We start from the raw sequence: 17,544 nt of genomic DNA on the forward strand, positions 1-17,544 counted from the left end.
TAGTCTAATTTTTCTGTTGCTGTATTCCGGTAGCGGATTTTAGCACGGCGCGCTTGGAAAGCTTCAGTATTTGAACATGAACTGATTTCTCGGTAAACATCTTGAGTAGGGATCCAAACTTCTAAATCATATGTTTTAGCAGCTGAAAAACCCATATCTCCTGTACATAGTGCCAATACACGATACGGCAAATCTAATTTTTGTAAAACAGACTCTGCATCTTGAGTCATTTTTTCCAACTCATCATAAGAGTTTTCTGGCTTGCTGAATTTCACCATTTCAACTTTATGGAATTGATGCAGACGGATCAACCCACGAGTGTCGCGTCCAGCACTGCCTGCTTCTGATCTAAATGAAGGGCTCATTGCTGTAAAGTAAACAGGCAGTTGTTCTTCTTTCATGATTTCACCACGGTAGTAATTCGTTAAAGGAACTTCCGCTGTCGGAATAAGCGTTAAATCTGTTCCTTCAATTTGAAACACATCTTCTTTAAATCTAGGGAACTGACCGGTACCGAACATAGATTCACTATTCACTAAATAAGGTGTGATCATTTCAGTATAGCCGTGTTCTTCCGTATGCAGATTCAACATGAAATTGTAAACAGCCCGTTCCAACCGGGCGCCTAAACCTTTGTAATAAAGGAAACGGCTCCCGGATACTTTTGAACCCCGCTCAAAATCCAGAATGTCTAAGTCTTCGCCAATTTCCCAATGAGCTTTAGTTTCGAAGTCAAAGGTTTTCGGCGTTCCCCATTTGCGGATCTCAACATTATCTTCTTCATCTGCCCCAACGGGTACAGAATGATGAGGCAAATTAGGCAAGCCGGTGGCAATCGCATCGATTTGATTATCGACTTCTGTCACTTGTTCGTCTAAGCCTTTGATCTGATCGCCAACTTCGCGCATCTCACGGATTTTAGCATCAGCATCTTCTTTATTGCGTTTCATAGCAGCGATCGCACTTGAAACTTCATTACGGTATTTTTTTAACTTTTCGGTCTCCACCAATAACTCGCGTCTTTGGCTGTCTAATTGAACAAAGTTTTCTAATACCTCTGGTTTCACTCCTCGTGTAGCAAGTTTCTCCGCTACATTCTCAAAGTCCGTTCTAAGCAATTTTATATCTAACATATTTCTCTTCCTTTCTATTCTTTTCTTTAGGATTTCGAACTTAACCCCTCATTGAACGAGATTCAATCTTTTTCAGAGCAACAAAAAAAGCCATTTCCTCCCTTGGTTCATGGGACGAAATGGCCTCGAAGTTCGCGGTACCACCCAAATTTAGAAACCATCAGACAGACAGATTCTACGCTTTACAACAGATAACGGTCTGGATCCGAAGCAATTTAGGCAAAGCCGTTTCTTCAGTTGGCTTTGGTTCATTGTTTACTTCATGTGACGGATTCAAAAAAACAAACCATCAGTTTCCACCAACCACTGACTCTCTATGCGTTTTATCTCTTTTACTAGCTCACACTACTAACGTTCGACTTATTTAATTGATTTGAGTTTATTCTACCCGATGGCCACTCGCATGTCAATAAAAAAGGAGACCATCAACGGTCTCCTTTTTTATCTAGCCTATTAAGTTAGAAACGAAGCCTTTGATCCAGCGTCCAGCTAGAACGAAGACATTAGCTTTTTCAACAGTTTGAGCTGCAACAACTTCTGCTTCTTCGCCCATATCGCCATTAACATAGCCTAATTCATCGTCTGCTGTTGTTACTTGAACCGTTCCTACTTTGTCAGCTTTTTTTATAGGTGCTGATACTTGGTTTTCTTCATTTAACAACTCTTTTTTAGGTTGGTATGTAACCTTTAAGTTTTCCAAGTCGGTTCCAGTAGGTACGAGTAAGCTGATATCAGAACCAGCGGCTACTTTTACAGTGTCAGCTTTTCCTTTGTTTACAGCTAGAGGTTTGACTTCTTTTATAACATCATTTTTTTGATAAGCTTCTGTTACTTCCCAGTTCGCAAAAGCCCAGTCCATCATCTTATCGGTTTCAACAAACCGTTTGCTCAAATCTTTTTGTCCATCTTTCACGTTCATCACGACAGTAATGATCCGGATATCATTTTCTAGTGCGGTTCCGGTAAAAGTAGCACCGGCAAAATCAGTGGTTCCTGTTTTTAAACCGTCGACGTTTTCACGTTCAGAAATTAAACCTGACAACATCCAGTTCCAGTTTTCCATTTTTATTTCATCCGATGTGCCTTCTTTAAAATTCATTACTGGAATACTTGTTGTTTCTAATACTTCTGGATAAGATTTCAGTAATTGCTGCGCTACAATAGCGATATCGCGAGCAGACATAGCATTTTCGCTGTCTTCGCTGCTGCCAGGATAAAGGTTGCCGTATAAATCGGAATTTGATAATCCTGTGCTGTTGTAAAGTTCGTAGTCTTTAATTCCCCATGATTCTACTTGTTCACGCATCATGTCGACAAATTCAGGTTCACTTCCAGCGATTGCTTCAGCAATCGCTATGGTTGCACCGTTTGCGGAATAAATAGCCATAGCTTGATACAACTCTTCAATTGTATAAGTTTCGTCTTGTCTTAAAGGAACATTGGATAACGAATTGTTCTGACTAACTTTATGTGCATAATCACTGATGGGAATAGATTGATCCCATGTGATGTCGCCCTTTTCAACGGCTTCAAAAATAATGTATTCTGAAATCATTTTTGTCATCGAAGCAATTCCCAGTTTTTCATCACCGTTTTGATTCAATAACACTTTCCCAGTAGTAGGTTCAATAATAAATGCAGCGGCAGCTTCAATTTCTGGAGCAGCTTCTGCAGCTGAAACGGTCATACTTGCATTAAAAACTGGAAGAACAGTTCCTACCATTAAGGTAATCACAAATGCCAGTCCGAATTTCGTTAATTTTTTCATTCCTTAAATCTCCTCAATAGTTTTCTCTCGATTTTAAATGGACAAAATCCACTCATTGTTCTATGGTAGCGAAATCTCATAAAAAAAACAACCCTCTTTTGGATAATCCCTTAGCAGACAGTTGTTTTTAAATATTGTTTTCTTGCAATTGCTTCACGTGAAACATTTTAATCTTTTTGGGAAGGCTGAGTTAAAGGAAAATGCAAGATAAACTGCGTGAGGTGTTTATCTGATTTTGCGTAAATGCTGCCTCCATGAAGGTCGATAATACTCTGAGCGATCGCTAAGCCTAGCCCTGTTCCGCCGGTTTCTTGCGAACGCGATTCTTCTACACGGTAAAAACGATTAAACAGTTGTTTCAACGATTGAGCAGGAATTGGGCTGCCATCGTTATTAACTGAAATCACGACTTCTTGCCCTACTTTTTCCACTTCAATAAAAACGTGTTGTCCATCGTTTCCATAATTCAAGGCATTAGAGATCAAATTATTGAATACGCGGACGATTTTTTCTGTGTCAGCTTCCATCAGGATCACTTCTTGTTTGCTGACTACTTCAATTTGCATGCCTTTTTTTTCAGCTTCTAATTCAAAATCAGCAGCTAATTGTTCCAATAACTGGACCATATCAAATTCCGTTAAATTTAAAGGCGTTGTTGTTTGACGCACACGTGTGTATTCAAATAAATCTTCTACTAACACTTTCATTTGTTTAGCTTTAACATACGCTGTATGGGTATATTTCAGCAGTTCATCTTCATTTTGATACCGTCTTTCTTCTATTAAACCTAAGTAGCCGATAATAGACGTCAGCGGTGTCCGAATATCGTGACTGACATTAGTGATCAATTCATCTTTGGATTGTTCGATTTTCCGCTCTTCTTCCATTGCCTTAACGGTACTATCAACTAAGACGTGAATACTGTCTACGACTTTTTTCATATCTCCGCTAAGATCCGTTGCGATACGGTGTTCATAATGTCCTTCTGCAATGTAGTGCAGTTCACTAATGACATGGTTCAATTGCATTTGCTTATAACGTCTCTTCAGCCGCCAGTGAATCGCTATCGCTGCTATGATGATCAGCACAAATGCAAAAAAAGGCGTAATCGAAATCACTCGATTGCTTTGAATACTGATGATCGCGTCCCCAAAAATCCATAAAGAACGGATAATTCCAGGGAAAGCGGATATGGCCCGACTGAGAATGACAAAGGCTGCATAATAGACTAAACCAATCAATCCGACAGTGATAAATCCTTCCAGAATCAATTTGCTCTTTTCTTTTCTGGTTATTTTCAAGCGCTTGTTCAACTCCTATATTTTGGATTCCTCTCTAACTTAACGATCTTCGATTTTATACCCTACGCCCCAAACGGTCTGGATCACTTTTTCTCCGCCAGTGGCTTCTTCAATTTTATCGCGCAAATGACTCACATGGACCATCACTGTTTTAGCAGAAACCAAACTTTCTTGTTGCCATACCCGTTCAAAAATTTCGTCTGCACTAAAAACTCGATTTGGATGACTGGCTAATAAATACAAAATGCCAAATTCCAAAGCAGTTAGTTGAATCGATTGATTGGTCAGCGTCCAGACCTCGTGAGATTCTTTTTGGATGATCAACGGACCAATTTCTAATTTATCCGGTTCATCTTGAGTCGTTGCATAAGTGCTGCGTCTCAGTAAAGATTTGATTCGAGCCATTACTTCTAATGGATTAAACGGCTTCGCCACATAATCATCCGCACCCGTTACTAAACCTTTGATTTTATCGACATCGGTTGTTTTGGCACTCAACATCAAAATAGGCAATTGTGAATTTTGACGAACCGTTTTGACGACTTCCATTCCATCTAGTACTGGCATCATTACATCTAAAACCATTAAATCAATATCTTTATGTTCCGTTAATTTTGTTAAAGCAACTTTGCCGCTATAAGCTTTGACTACCTCATAGCCTTCATTTTTAATGTAAATGCTTAAGAGCTCGACAATTTCTTTATCGTCATCGACTACTAAAATTTTCATACATTTCCCTCATTTTCAGGTGTATTTTTATTTATCATAACAGAAATTACTAAAGAATTCGTTAAAAAATAGAAGTTGGCCAAAAGACACTAACGTCTTTCGGCCAACTTCTATGGCAGCAATGTTCCTCTATTATAAAAAGAAGGAATCATTCGGCTGCATTCTCAATTACTGGATTGAATAGTTTGGTGCTTCTTTAGTGATTTGAACATCATGCGGATGAGATTCGCGGAGACCTGCCCCACTCATTTGGACAAATTGAGCGTCTTCACGCAATTCTTCTAAATTCGCTGCGCCAACATATCCCATACCGGATTTTAAACCGCCTAATAATTGGAAGATAATATCAGATACTGCGCCTTTATAAGCCACACGACCTTCGATTCCTTCTGGAACTAATTTGTTGGCTTCATTTACGCCACCTTGGAAGTAACGATCGCTTGACCCTTTTTCCATTGCGGCTAAACTTCCCATGCCACGGTATGTTTTAAAACGACGACCTTGGAAAAGTTCGAATTCGCCTGGTGATTCATCTGTACCAGCAAGCATGCTGCCTAACATAACCGCATGTCCGCCAGCAGCTAAAGCTTTAACGATATCTCCTGAATACTTGATTCCGCCATCTGCAATGATCGTACGGCCATATTCGCGAGCAACCGCAGCTGCATCATAAATTGCTGTGATTTGCGGAACACCGACACCAGCGACGACACGAGTCGTACAAATCGATCCTGGACCAATCCCGACTTTTACAACGTCTACGCCAACATCATATAACGCACGGGTTGCTTCACCAGTCGCCACATTTCCGGCAATGAGCGTAATTTCTGGAAACTCTTCTCGAATTTCTTTGATTTTACGAATAACACCTGCACTATGTCCATGTGCTGTGTCAACAATAATAGCGTCGACACCTGCATCGATCAATGCTTGTGCACGTTCAAATGTGTCAGTAGTCACTCCTACTGCAGCAGCAACCAATAAACGTCCGTGTTCGTCTTTAGCAGCATTTGGGAATTCCAGAATTTTTTCAATGTCTTTGATCGTGATCAAGCCGCTTAAACGTCCAGCATCATCAACGATCGGTAATTTTTCGATTTTATGCTGTTGTAAAATGGCTTCAGCTTCTTTCAAAGAAGTTCCTTCAGGAGCAGTGACTAAATTTTCTTTTGTCATCACATCTTCAATTGGAATGCTGTAGTCGGTTACGAAACGCAAATCACGGTTGGTTAAGATCCCTACTAAAAGACGATCTTCCATATTGTTAACGATTGGCACACCGCTGATCCGGTAACGCCCCATTAAATGTTCTGCATCGGAAATCAAATGAGTCGGAGTTAAGAAGAAAGGATCAATGATTACACCACTTTCAGAACGTTTTACTTTTCTGACTTCTCCTGCTTGTTGTTCAGCACTCATGTTTTTATGAATAACGCCTAAACCGCCTTGTCGAGCCATGGCAATAGCCATTTTTGAATCTGTTACAGTATCCATACTGGCACTGATGATCGGCACGCTTAATTTAATGTTTTTAGCTAATTGTATACTTAAATCAACATCATTTGGCAAAACATGGCTTTCTGCTGGAACTAAGAGAACATCATCAAATGTGAAGCCTTTTTTTGCAAATTTCGTTTCCCAATTCGACATTTAAACAAACACTCCTTCTATTTCCCTTTGAATTTGGTTGAGATTTTACTTACAAAAATAACAGAGATACCCCGGTCCGTCAAGAATAGTTTATCAGAATAAGGCTTTCATAAACGTTTTCCCATAAAAGCTCATAGAAAAAGTCTATTTTCTAAAAAAATGATGAGAAAAAGCTCCAAACCATTTTCACTAACCTGGTCTGAAGCTTTCACTTTTATACAATTAGAATAAACCACCGCGAATATTTAATGTGCGTTTGAAATACATTTTAGCTGCAAAAGCTGCTACTCCAATAGCTATATTTACGCCTGCTGGCATTAAAATATTAATGGAACTTGGAATGAAGGTCATCGAAGCTGTCATTAAGACCATCCACCCAATCATTCCAGCTGACGACACTAAAATGTAACGTAACATACTGCCTTTTTTAGGTTTTGTTTTATCCGGTACATTTTTTGAAATCAATAAAATCGCAAATCCGCCGATGATAAAGTTCAGAATCATCGTGATGATTCCCATCTCAGACCCTTGCCCGCTGCCGATGAAGCCAGAAATACCTGTAATGAAAGCAAACATTGCCCCCATCATCAAGCCGCCGTCTAAAACGATTTTCCAATCTTCAGAGCGTCCAGTTTCGCTTTCTTTTGGTGCTGACAGCAAAATATTTGTGCGTTCTGTGACGGTTCCATACAATTGACGAGCTGTTTGGCCAGATTTTTGGCCTTCAATTAAATTTTTCAGCATCTCGTTATAGATTTCTACTCGTCTTTCTTCAGAAATATTAGCTGCAATCAACGCTTTGTCTAAGCTCATCATGTATTGGTCATTACGCTTGGTTAATTGCTGAAAGAGTGTTTCGTTCTCCTCTTTTTTAATCACCTGTTCATTTGTATTCTCTTGTCCCACCGGAAAAGCCTCCTTATTGAATCCTCTTGATTAAAAGTGTAGCTGGCAACTGTTCTATATGTTATACGTTGAAACGGAACAACATGACATCGCCGTCTTGAACCACATATTCTTTTCCTTCTGAACGAACTCGTCCAGCTTCTTTGGCTGCCTGCATAGTTTCGTATTTGTCTAAGTCTTCAAATGACACTGTCTCTGCCCGAATAAATCCTCGTTCAAAGTCAGTATGAATGACACCTGCAGCTTGCGGTGCTTTCATGCCTTTTTTGAATGTCCAAGCACGCACTTCTTGAACACCTGCCGTAAAGTAAGTGGCAAAGCCCAATAATGAATAAGCTGAACGAATCAATTTATCCAATCCAGATTCTTCAATGCCTAAATCTTCCAAGAACATTTCTTTTTCATCGTCTTCCAATTCAGCGATCTCTTCTTCAATACGCGCACAAATCACAATAACTTCTGCGTTTTCTTTTTCAGCAAATTCACGAACTTGTTTAACGTACTCATTTTCATCCGCATTGGCTACTTCTTCTTCGGCCACATTGGCTACATACAACACTGGTTTAGTTGTTAATAAGAAGAGGTTTTTAACGATTTTTTGTTCGTCTTCATCTAATTCTATTGTACGAGCAGACTCGCCTGCTTCTAAGACTGGTTTGATTTTATCCAATACAGCTAATTCGATCATAGCCTCTTTGTCTTTTGTTCGTGCGACTTTAGCAACCCGTGTGTAACGTTTCTCAACGGCTTCTAAGTCAGCTAAGATCAATTCCAAATTAATGGTTTCGATATCTGATAATGGATCGATGCGGCCTTCTACGTGTGTGATGTTTTCATCATCAAAACAACGTACCACATGACAAATGGCATCTACTTGACGGATATTCGCCAAAAATTTGTTTCCTAAACCTTCGCCTTTGCTTGCGCCTTTAACGATTCCGGCGATATCTGTAAATTCAAACGTCGTTGGAACAGTTTTCTTAGGCACAACAAGTTCTGTTAAACGATTCAAACGATAGTCCGGTACTTCTACTACTCCGACATTCGGGTCGATCGTTGCAAATGGATAGTTTGCTGCTTCTACTCCTGCTTTGGTAATGGCGTTAAAAAGGGTTGATTTTCCTACGTTTGGTAAACCCACGATTCCTGCTGTTAATGACATGTTTTACTCACTCTTTCTTTTCATATTTCTCTAGCTTATTTTACTCTTTTGGTTCAGCATGCTCGAGGACTTTTTTCATTTTCTTTTCAAATTCTCTTCTGGGCATCATCACCATGTGTCCGCATTTAGTACATTTGATTCGAATATCCATGCCCATCCGGATAATCTGCCAACGATTTTCTCCGCATGGATGAGGTTTTTTCATTTCAACCACATCGTTCAAGTCATACATATCTTCACACCCTGCCTTTTTTATTCGTCATCAAATTGAATTTCTAGTACATCTAAGATACGGGTCAAATCTTCTGTTGAAAGGTACTCAATTTCAATTTTGCCTTTTTTATTTTTTTCATTGATGGTTACTGTCGTCCCAAATTTGTCCATCAACCGTTCTTCGCTTTCACGAATGTAATAAGGTTTTTGGATCGCTTTGGCTGCTTTAGCAACTTTTTCTTTTGGCTGGTTCATTTGACTGACCAGTTGTTCCAACTGACGAACGGTTAGATTATCTTTCACTACCCGTTTTGCTAACTTAACGATTTGCTTCTTTTCTTTTAAACTCAGCAGCGTCCGCGCTTGACCCATCGAAATTTCGTTGTCTTGCAGCATTTGTTTGACGGCTTCAGGTAACCCTAGCAAACGCAGGTAATTAGCGATGTAAGGACGGCTTTTGCCTAAACGAGTAGCAACTTCTTCTTGGGTCAATTTTAATTTCTTCATTAGCATATCATAGGCTTCTGCTTCTTCAAGCGAAGTCAAATCTTCCCGCTGCAAGTTTTCTAACACCGCAACTTCCATCATTTTCTCTTCATCAAATTCGCGAATGATGGCTGGAATGGTAGTTTTCCCGGCAAGTTTAGAAGCTCTAAAACGGCGTTCTCCCGCAATGATTTCAAAACCTTTGACAGTCGACTCGCGCAAAATAATGGGTTGAAAAACGCCTGACTGCTTGATCGAACGTGCTAACTCGTCCAACGCTTCCTCGTCAAAGGTTTTTCGAGGTTGATAAGGATTCGGCCGAATATCTCCCAACTCAATTTCCTGAACGCGTTCACTGGAAACATCAATTTTATCTAAATCAGAATAATCGCTAAAAAGCGCGTCAATTCCTCTGCCTAAACCCTTACTGTTTTTATTGACCATTCGCTAACACTTCCTTTGCTAACTCAAGATAAACTTCTGCTCCTCTTGAACGTGGATCATAATCGATAATCGACAGCCCATGGCTGGGCGCTTCAGATAATCGGATATTCCGCGGAATAATAGTTTTGTAAACTTTTTCGCGGAAATATTTTTTAACTTCATCGACTACTTCATAGCCAAGGTTTGTCCGTGCATCGAGCATAGTCAATAAAACACCCTCGATTTTTAAATCTGGATTAAAATGTTTTTGGACCAGACGAACCGTATTTAATAATTGGCTTAAACCTTCTAAAGCATAATATTCACACTGCACTGGAATTAAAATCGTATCGCTCGCTGTGAACGCATTGATCGTCAAATGCCCTAATGAAGGCGGACAGTCAATTAGAATGTAATCATAATCGTCTGAAACTTTCGCCAGCGCCTGCTTCAGTCTTGTTTCCCGAGCCATTTGGTTGGTCAATTCAATCTCTGCTCCAGCCAACTGTATAGTAGCCGGTACTACCCATAAATTTTCTCTTGAAGAAGGCAAAACCACTTCTTCAATCGGCGTTTCATTGACCAGAATGTCGTAAATATCTTTTTCAACGTCCACTTTACGCACACCTAGCCCACTTGTTGCATTTCCTTGAGCATCGATATCAACCAGTAAGATCTTTTTACCAGAATAAGCTAAACAAGCGCCCAAGTTAACTGTTGTAGTTGTTTTCCCAACTCCGCCTTTTTGATTTGCGACTGCTATAATTCGTGCCATTCTTTTCCCTCCGTTTGTGATCCTCGTCGTTTGCTCTCATGTTCTTGATATAAAAAAAGGGAAAGAATACGCATGCGCATCTTTCCCTTACGCATTTGTTCAAAATGATCTATCATTTATCGCTCTTTATTCACTTTTGATCGTCTCAGATGCTGCAGACGTTTTTCGGGTACCGCTTCCGTTTTGGATGCTTATTGAAGCGCTAGACAAGAACTTTTTCTAGCAGCTTTCTTCTATAAAGGATTCTTATTAGGTGTTCCTGGTTTTCTTGGGTATTTTTTTGGCGTTTCTTTCTTTTTATCAATTAGTAGAACATGACGTTCGCCAGCTTCTTTCGGAAGTTCAAAAACAAACTCTTCCCGGAACTTGCCGCCCAATGTAGCAAGCGCTTTTTGTCCTTCTTTCATCTCTTCATCGCTATTGCTAGCCTTCAAAGCGATAAATACACCGCCTTTTTTGACTAACGGTAAGCAAAGTTCAGCTAATACGCTCATACGAGCCACAGCTCTAGCCGTCACAAAATCAAACGATTCACGAAACTGTTTGTTTTGTCCAAATGTTTCAGCACGGTCATGGTAGAAGTGTACACCTTCTAATTCTAATTTCTCAGCTAAAGTCGTTAAAAATTGGATTCTTTTATTTAAAGAATCGACAATGGTTACTTCTAATTGAGGAAAAATAATTTTTAGGGGGATGCTCGGAAACCCAGCACCAGCACCTACATCACATAAGCTTTGGACCCCTTTGTTAAAATCCACATACAACCCAGCAGTTATTGAGTCGTAAAAATGCTTTAAGTAGACTTCTTCTTGTTCCGTAATAGCTGTTAAATTAATTTTTTCATTCCATTCCTGTAATAAGACCAAATAGTGATCAAACTGTTGCATTTGCTTCTCCGTAACGTCAATCCCTTTATCGTGAAGGGCTTTTTTAAACTCTTCTGGATTCATAAAGACAACTCCTTTTGATAGTGTGAAACACTATTTTGTTTCACAGGTTCATCTGTATAACTGTATAACAAAACTAGTCTAAGTGCAATGCTTAATCAAAACTTTTATTTCTTTTTTGCCAAAAAAGAGAGCTGTTTAAGCCATTAAAATAACCACAAACACAATAAATGAGAATTTAATGAATATAAAGTTTGACTTTGGTGTGAATAGCAGTTAGAATGTTTTTAATAGTCTGACAACGACAAATGAAAAGGAGTTGCTTTATATGAAAACGACGAAAATGAATCAAACCACTAACTGTTCTACTATGAAGACAACTCTAGTCATTATTAACTTATTGATTTGACCCAGGATTCGAACTATTCATTTAGTTGAGTCCTTGTTTACGTACACTGGGCTCAATCATCTGTTAATAGATGAGACAAGCCTTTGTAACTCAAAGGCTTGTCTTTTTTTTATAGGGTGAATAAAATTTGGGACCATCATAAGCTGCGTTGTCAGGAAATTACAAACACTATTTTATTTGGAGGCGAAGAAGAATGAAAAATTATTTAGTCGATCGTATGTACAAAGCATCATCCGGGGTTGCAAATGCTATTTTTGTAACGATTGGAATTGGTTTATTACTCGAAACCATCGGCAACATGACTGGCCTCGCTATTTTAGTGACGATCGGAACGGCTACAAAAATGTTGATGGCGCCGGCGATTGGTGCGGGTATCGCCATTATGCTGGGAGCCAACACATTAACCGTCTTTAGTGCGATGGCTGCTGGTACGATCGGAGCAGGTGCTGTTCACATGACCGCTGAAGGCGTCTTAGCTATTGCAACTGGGGAACCGATCGGTTGTTTGATTGCAGCGACGATTGCTACTTTTGTCGGCAAACGCATCTCTGGAAAAACGCCTTTAGATATGATGGCTATTCCCATTACAGCTATATTAGCTGGAGGAGTCGCTGGCTATTACTTAAACTTTGTTATTGCGCCATTATTAAATACTGTCAGTGCTTTTATTTCAGCGTCTGTTTCTGGATCTCCTATTATCGGAGCAGCCATTATCTCGGTTGTAGGCGGGCTGGTTTTGATGTCGCCGGCTTCTTCTGCAGCAATTGCGATTGCTTTGAATTTAGACCCCGTTTCAAGTGCGGCTATGCTAGTTGGTACAACGAGTATGTACATGGCTTTTTCATTCGTTTCTATGCGACAAAATGATCTTGGCGGATTTTTAGCTCAATTTGTTTGTACACCTAAAGTGCAATTGCCAAATATCGTTAAAAACCCAAGGGTATTGATCGGGCCAATCGTAGCAGCAGCTGTGGCTGCACCACTTGCTACAGTGATTCTAGGTTTTACAGCTCCTAGCGCCCTTGGCGGACTTGGATTTTGTTCATTGATCGCGCCTTTGAATATTTTGGCAGCTCAAGGATTTGTTGGTTTTGGTGTTTATATGTTAGCCGGTGTTTTAGTACCCATTGCTATTGCCGTCGTGGTCAATACAGCTATGGAAAAAGTTAAATGGGTCAACAAAGGCGACTTGGCACTTGTTGTAGAATAAAAACTTGCCCTTTGACTCAATACAAATAAAAGAAAGAGAACAGACGTTGATGTCTGTTCTCTTTCTTTTCGGTTATAAGATATGGTCCCTACTGGGCTCGAACCAGCGACCCCTACCTTGTCGAGGTAGTGCTCTCCCAACTGAGCTAAGGAACCAAAAGTGGTTTGTCAACATGGATTGCTGGCAAAAACACCGATATTCTTATTATAGGCGAATAGAAACGTTAAGTAAAGCCTTTTCGCGTTATACTGCACAATAAAACCCTGACTTTGCAAAGTCAGGGCATTTTTATTAAATTCTATCATTTTAGTATTGGTAAGTGAAATGCTTGCATGCTACAGATTTGAAATTTCTGGAGGAATAGTGTCTGCTTGTAGCCATGAAGAGAATTCAAGCCTCCAAGCGGTCCCATGGCTTTCTACAAGCAAACACATAAATTCCGGAAGAAATTTCGTCCCTCACGAGTTACCAATACAATTTGTCAAACAGCCGTTTATTATACTTGAACTTTTGCGATTTTCCCTTGTTCTACGTAAACCATTAAGATTGAAATATCTGCTGGATTCACACCGCTGACACGACTTGCTTGAGCAATCGTTTCAGGACGGATTTGAGTTAATTTCTGTTTAGCTTCAGTAGCTAACCCATTAATAGCAAGATAATCAATATTTTCAGGGATACGTTTGTTTTCCATGCGTTTTAATTTATCTACTTTTTGATTAGCTTTTTTGATATATCCTTCATATTTCACTTGGATTTCTATTTGCTCTTCTACATCTTTAGGAAGACTTTCGGCTAAAGGCGCAAAAGTAAGAATATCCCAATAAGATAATTCCGGACGACGTAAAAAATCAATGGCTAAAATACCGTCTTTTAATGGAGCGATATTTTTTTCAGCTAAAAAGGCTTGGATCTCATCCGTTGGTTTTAAACGAGTCGTGCTTAAACGTTCCAATTCCTTTTCAACTTGTATTTTTTTCGTTAAACAAGTTTCATAGCGTTCTTTTGTCGCCAGACCCAGTTGGTACCCAATTTCTGTTAAACGAAAATCAGCATTGTCATGACGCAGCAATAACCGGTATTCAGCGCGAGAAGTCAATAAGCGATAAGGTTCACTTGTTCCTTTCGTTACCAAATCGTCAATCATTACACCAATATATCCCTCACTCCGCTTCATCACAAAAGGCTCTTTGCCTTGGACTTTAAGAGCTGCATTGATACCAGCCATTAAACCTTGACCAGCCGCTTCTTCATATCCAGAAGTTCCATTCATTTGTCCAGCAGTAAAAAGATTTTCAACGGTCTTCGTTTCCAATGATGGACGCAATTGATGAGGAACAACAACATCGTATTCGATGGCATAGCCGGTCCGCATCATTTCGGCATTCTCTAAACCAGCAATAGAATGCAGCACATCCTCTTGGACATCTTCTGGAAGCGAACTAGATAAACCTTGGACGTAAACTTCTTCTGTGTTGCGGCCTTCAGGTTCTAAGAATAGTTGGTGTCTCGGTTTATCACTGAAGCGAACTACTTTGTCTTCAATAGAAGGACAATACCGAGCGCCTACTCCTTCAACGATTCCAGTAAACATTGGCGCACGATGCAAATTAGCTTGAATAATGCTGTGAGCTGTTTCATTGGTATAAGTCAACCAGCAAGACAATTGATCTTTCAAATAAGCACTGTCTGGTGTTTCATAGCTGAAATGGTTGGGTTTTTCATCTCCAGGTTGTTCGGCCGTCACACTATAATCGATCGTTGAAGCTTTAATACGCGGTGGTGTACCGGTTTTAAACCGCTCTAGTTCAAATCCATGTTCCAGCAAACTTTCTGATAGTTTAATGGACGGTTGTGAGTTGTTTGGACCTGAAGAATACTTCAATTCTCCTATGATGATTTGACCACGTGAAGATGTGCCCGCTGTTAAAATAACCGCTTCTCCGCGGTAAATAGCGCCTGTATTCGTGATGATCCCTTTACAAACTCCCTCTTCAACAATCAATTCTTCAACAATCCCTTGTCTCAATAGCAAGTTTTCAGTTTTTTCAAGTGTACTTTTCATCTCATTTGCGTACATAAATTTATCCGCTTGGGCGCGTAAAGCTCTAACAGCTGGCCCTTTGCCTGTATTCAGCATCCGCATTTGGATATAAGTTTTATCTATATTACGTCCCATTTCTCCGCCTAAAGCATCGATTTCGCGGACAACGACACCTTTAGCTGGCCCACCAATCGATGGGTTACACGGCATAAACGCAACCATATCTAAATCAATGGTAATCAATAAGGTACTGCTTCCCATTCTGGCTGCTGCTAAAGCTGCTTCCGAACCTGCGTGTCCCGCTCCAACTACGATGACGTCGAAACTACCTGCTTCATATTGTTGCATCAAATCATTCCTCTCGTTTAGTCAGTCAAATTAATTACTTTCTTCTATAGTAAAGTTAAATAATGTTCGTATCTTGTTAATTGAGCTGCGCTCTCTAGCTCTCCGGAAAAAAGAAGAAATGATCCTCAAGGCTTACAGCCTTTTGCGGGAACTTTTCTATTTTTCTGTCAGAGCTGAACAGAACGCTCCGCATATTATCTTTATTTTCCTAAACAGAATTGGCTGAAAAGTTGGTTGAGCAGTTCATCTTGAACGCTGTCTCCTGTAATTTCGCCCAACAGATCCCAGCAACGGGTCATGTCCATTTGCACAAGATCTACCGGCAGTCCTGCCTCAATGCCTGTGATCACATCATCCAGTGCCGATTCAGCGTCATTCAGCAAAGCAATATGGCGGACGTTTGATACATAAGTGGCATCCCGTTCTCCTGTGTTGCCGGCAAAGAATAAAGCTGCTATTTTTTCTTCTAAGAGATCGATTCCCGATTTCGTCAAAATCGATGTTTTAACAATAGAATCGGAATCGACCAACGTTTCTAATTTGTTCAAATCTAATTGATTCGGTAAATCAACTTTATTTAAAATAACGATACGGTGGTTTTGGTTCGTCGCTTCAATCAATAAAAGGTCTTCTTCAGATAATGGCTCATTTTGATTGAAAACCAGCAACACTAAATCGGCTTCTTTCAACGCTTGTCGGCTGCGTTCGACTCCAATGCGTTCGACAATGTCTTCTGTTTCACGAATGCCGGCTGTATCAACCAGTTTTAACGGAACTCCTCTGACATTGACGTATTCTTCAATCACATCACGTGTCGTTCCGGCAATTTCCGTGACGATGGCTTTTTCTTCTTGTAAAAGAAAGTTCAATAAACTAGATTTTCCGACATTAGGGCGTCCGATAATGGCTGTCGCCAGTCCTTCTCGTAGGATTTTCCCTTGGCTAGCTGTTTGCAATAACTGCTGGATATGCGCTTTTACTTGAGTTGCTTTTTCAACTAGTAATTGAGACGTCAGCGTTTCGACATCATCGTATTCAGGATAGTCAATGTTCACTTCTACTTGTGCCAATGTATCTAGGATATCTGAACGCAGACTCCGGATCAGGCTAGATAAGTTGCCATCCAGTTGCTGTAAAGCAACGTGCATCGCTTTATCTGTTTTTGCCCGGATCAAATCCATCACAGCTTCAGCTTGTGATAAATCAATTCGTCCATTTAAAAAAGCACGTTTGGTAAATTCTCCAGGTTCAGCTAGACGAGCACCCTGCTGCAAAACAACTTGCAGTACTTGGTTAACAGAAGTAATGCCGCCATGACAGTTGATTTCAATAATGTCTTCACGTGTAAAAGTTTTAGGAGCCAGCATGACTGAAATCATCACTTCATCCACCACTTCATTCGTCTTTGGATTTTGGATATGACCATAATGAATCGTATGGCTTTTTTGTTCGGCTAAAACTTTTGCTCCTGAACGATAAACACGATCAGCAACTTCTACTGCATTTTCTCCACTTAAACGGACAATACCGATAGCACCCTCACCAGGAGGCGTTGAAATGGCTGCGATTGTTTCAAATTCTAATGACAAACTCCTTCACTCCTTATTAATTTTTTGCACGAAAAAAGTGCCCACTCCACCCCTTTGCTTTTGACAAATGGAATGGATAAAGCACTTTGACTACTTTTATCATTCAGATAAGTTTAATTTTATGGTTTAGTTTCTATTTCTTGTTGCTCCGTTAAGACTATACAAGTTCTCTAACTATTTGTCAATAATTTCGGTTCACTTTTTTTAGCAAGTTAAGAATAAGTTCTATCTATTGAAAAAACTCTTCATTAGTTTAATCGTTTAAAAAATGAGATAAACTGCTTGGTGGCTTTTTTATATAGAAAAAGTTCGTTTCAAGGCTAGCAGAAAACTAAAGTCTTCCTATAGAAGATGCGCAAACGATCTTGCTCTTTTGCTTTTTCCCATTTTAAAACAAAAAACAACTCCTTATTACATTACAATGCTTTAGTTAAAAACCTAAAAACATTGTTATTTAAACCTAAACAGCCTCTCTTTTTTCGATTGTCCTCCTTTTTTTTATAAAAAATCG

Annotated in this window: 14 protein-coding genes, 1 tRNA gene and 1 other annotated feature (1 of these 16 cut by a window edge); of the genes, 1 reads left to right on the forward strand and 14 read right to left on the reverse strand. The window is 39.8% G+C overall.

Annotated elements, in window-relative coordinates:
• The 11 genes from serS to rsmG all read right to left on the reverse strand — a co-directional run.
• Window positions 1-1,133 carry the 5' portion of a serine--tRNA ligase gene (gene serS, locus NY10_RS08390; RefSeq protein WP_058919543.1) on the reverse strand. The gene continues 151 nt to the left of window position 1, outside the view, so 1,133 of the gene's 1,284 nt are visible here — the first part of the coding sequence; it begins with the start codon at window positions 1,131-1,133; its stop codon lies off the left edge, out of view.
• A 107-nt stretch (window positions 1,134-1,240) separates the two neighbouring features.
• Window positions 1,241-1,491: a binding site (T-box leader), on the reverse strand.
• 87 nt (window positions 1,492-1,578) lie between these two features.
• Window positions 1,579-2,901 (reverse strand): serine hydrolase, encoded by a 1,323-nt coding sequence (locus NY10_RS08395; RefSeq protein WP_058919544.1) that lies wholly within the window; start codon window positions 2,899-2,901, stop codon window positions 1,579-1,581.
• A gap of 167 nt (window positions 2,902-3,068) precedes the next feature.
• The gene (locus tag NY10_RS08400) at window positions 3,069-4,202 is read right to left on the reverse strand and encodes a sensor histidine kinase (protein ID WP_082664223.1); all 1,134 of its coding nucleotides are present in this window, start codon (window positions 4,200-4,202) and stop codon (window positions 3,069-3,071) included.
• Window positions 4,203-4,241: 39 nt separating this feature from the next.
• Window positions 4,242-4,931 carry a response regulator transcription factor CroR gene (gene croR, locus NY10_RS08405; protein WP_058919546.1) on the reverse strand — a complete coding sequence of 230 codons (690 nt, stop codon included), beginning with the start codon at window positions 4,929-4,931 and terminating at the stop codon, window positions 4,242-4,244.
• Between the two features lie 168 nt (window positions 4,932-5,099).
• A complete protein-coding gene (gene guaB / locus NY10_RS08410; protein WP_058919547.1) occupies window positions 5,100-6,581 on the reverse strand; it encodes an IMP dehydrogenase in 1,482 nt (493 codons plus the stop codon).
• A 222-nt stretch (window positions 6,582-6,803) separates the two neighbouring features.
• Entirely contained in the window at window positions 6,804-7,487 is a 684-nt protein-coding gene (locus NY10_RS08415; protein WP_058919548.1) for a DUF1129 domain-containing protein, read from the reverse strand.
• A gap of 61 nt (window positions 7,488-7,548) precedes the next feature.
• Window positions 7,549-8,649 (reverse strand): redox-regulated ATPase YchF, encoded by a 1,101-nt coding sequence (ychF, locus tag NY10_RS08420; protein ID WP_058919549.1) that lies wholly within the window; start codon window positions 8,647-8,649, stop codon window positions 7,549-7,551.
• A 40-nt stretch (window positions 8,650-8,689) separates the two neighbouring features.
• Entirely contained in the window at window positions 8,690-8,881 is a 192-nt protein-coding gene (locus NY10_RS08425) for a DUF951 domain-containing protein (RefSeq protein ID WP_058919550.1), read from the reverse strand.
• Between the two features lie 20 nt (window positions 8,882-8,901).
• Window positions 8,902-9,792 carry a ParB/RepB/Spo0J family partition protein gene (locus NY10_RS08430; RefSeq protein ID WP_058919551.1) on the reverse strand — a complete coding sequence of 297 codons (891 nt, stop codon included), beginning with the start codon at window positions 9,790-9,792 and terminating at the stop codon, window positions 8,902-8,904.
• Entirely contained in the window at window positions 9,782-10,546 is a 765-nt protein-coding gene (locus tag NY10_RS08435) for a ParA family protein (protein ID WP_058919552.1), read from the reverse strand. The genes NY10_RS08430 and NY10_RS08435 overlap by 11 nt, the downstream gene beginning before the upstream one ends.
• A 233-nt stretch (window positions 10,547-10,779) precedes the next feature.
• Window positions 10,780-11,496 carry a 16S rRNA (guanine(527)-N(7))-methyltransferase RsmG gene (rsmG, locus tag NY10_RS08440; RefSeq protein ID WP_058919553.1) on the reverse strand — a complete coding sequence of 239 codons (717 nt, stop codon included), beginning with the start codon at window positions 11,494-11,496 and terminating at the stop codon, window positions 10,780-10,782.
• Between the two features lie 539 nt (window positions 11,497-12,035).
• On the opposite strand from rsmG, the gene NY10_RS08445 reads away from it, so the two are divergent.
• Entirely contained in the window at window positions 12,036-13,052 is a 1,017-nt protein-coding gene (locus tag NY10_RS08445) for a PTS sugar transporter subunit IIC (protein ID WP_058919554.1), read from the forward strand.
• An 82-nt stretch (window positions 13,053-13,134) separates the two neighbouring features.
• Here NY10_RS08445 and NY10_RS08450 read toward each other — a convergent pair.
• The 3 genes from NY10_RS08450 to mnmE form a co-directional block, all read right to left on the reverse strand.
• Window positions 13,135-13,207: transfer RNA gene (locus NY10_RS08450), tRNA-Val, on the reverse strand.
• Window positions 13,208-13,548: 341 nt separating this feature from the next.
• Window positions 13,549-15,444 carry a tRNA uridine-5-carboxymethylaminomethyl(34) synthesis enzyme MnmG gene (gene mnmG / locus NY10_RS08455; RefSeq protein ID WP_058919555.1) on the reverse strand — a complete coding sequence of 632 codons (1,896 nt, stop codon included), beginning with the start codon at window positions 15,442-15,444 and terminating at the stop codon, window positions 13,549-13,551.
• Between the two features lie 200 nt (window positions 15,445-15,644).
• Complete coding sequence (mnmE, locus tag NY10_RS08460; protein WP_058919556.1) at window positions 15,645-17,033, reverse strand: tRNA uridine-5-carboxymethylaminomethyl(34) synthesis GTPase MnmE; 1,389 nt, start codon at window positions 17,031-17,033, stop codon at window positions 15,645-15,647.
• Window positions 17,034-17,544: the final 511 nt, after the last annotated feature.

Origin of the sequence: Carnobacterium sp. CP1 (genome assembly GCF_001483965.1) — a bacterium.
GTDB lineage: Bacteria > Bacillota > Bacilli > Lactobacillales > Carnobacteriaceae > Carnobacterium_A > Carnobacterium_A antarcticum.

What these genes read in the sequence shown, in the direction of transcription:
- NY10_RS08395 (WP_058919544.1), bottom strand. Translation starts at nt 2,901, where the DNA reads ATGAAAAAATTAACGAAATTCGGACTGGCATTTGTGATTACCTTAATG.
- croR (WP_058919546.1), bottom strand. Translation starts at nt 4,931, where the DNA reads ATGAAAATTTTAGTAGTCGATGACGATAAAGAAATTGTCGAGCTCTTA.
- guaB (WP_058919547.1), bottom strand. Translation starts at nt 6,581, where the DNA reads ATGTCGAATTGGGAAACGAAATTTGCAAAAAAAGGCTTCACATTTGAT.
- mnmG (WP_058919555.1), bottom strand. Translation starts at nt 15,444, where the DNA reads ATGCAACAATATGAAGCAGGTAGTTTCGACGTCATCGTAGTTGGAGCG.
- NY10_RS08435 (WP_058919552.1), bottom strand. Translation starts at nt 10,546, where the DNA reads ATGGCACGAATTATAGCAGTCGCAAATCAAAAAGGCGGAGTTGGGAAA.
- ychF (WP_058919549.1), bottom strand. Translation starts at nt 8,649, where the DNA reads ATGTCATTAACAGCAGGAATCGTGGGTTTACCAAACGTAGGAAAATCA.
- rsmG (WP_058919553.1), bottom strand. Translation starts at nt 11,496, where the DNA reads ATGAATCCAGAAGAGTTTAAAAAAGCCCTTCACGATAAAGGGATTGAC.
- NY10_RS08430 (WP_058919551.1), bottom strand. Translation starts at nt 9,792, where the DNA reads ATGGTCAATAAAAACAGTAAGGGTTTAGGCAGAGGAATTGACGCGCTT.
- NY10_RS08445 (WP_058919554.1), top strand. Translation starts at nt 12,036, where the DNA reads ATGAAAAATTATTTAGTCGATCGTATGTACAAAGCATCATCCGGGGTT.
- NY10_RS08425 (WP_058919550.1), bottom strand. Translation starts at nt 8,881, where the DNA reads ATGTATGACTTGAACGATGTGGTTGAAATGAAAAAACCTCATCCATGC.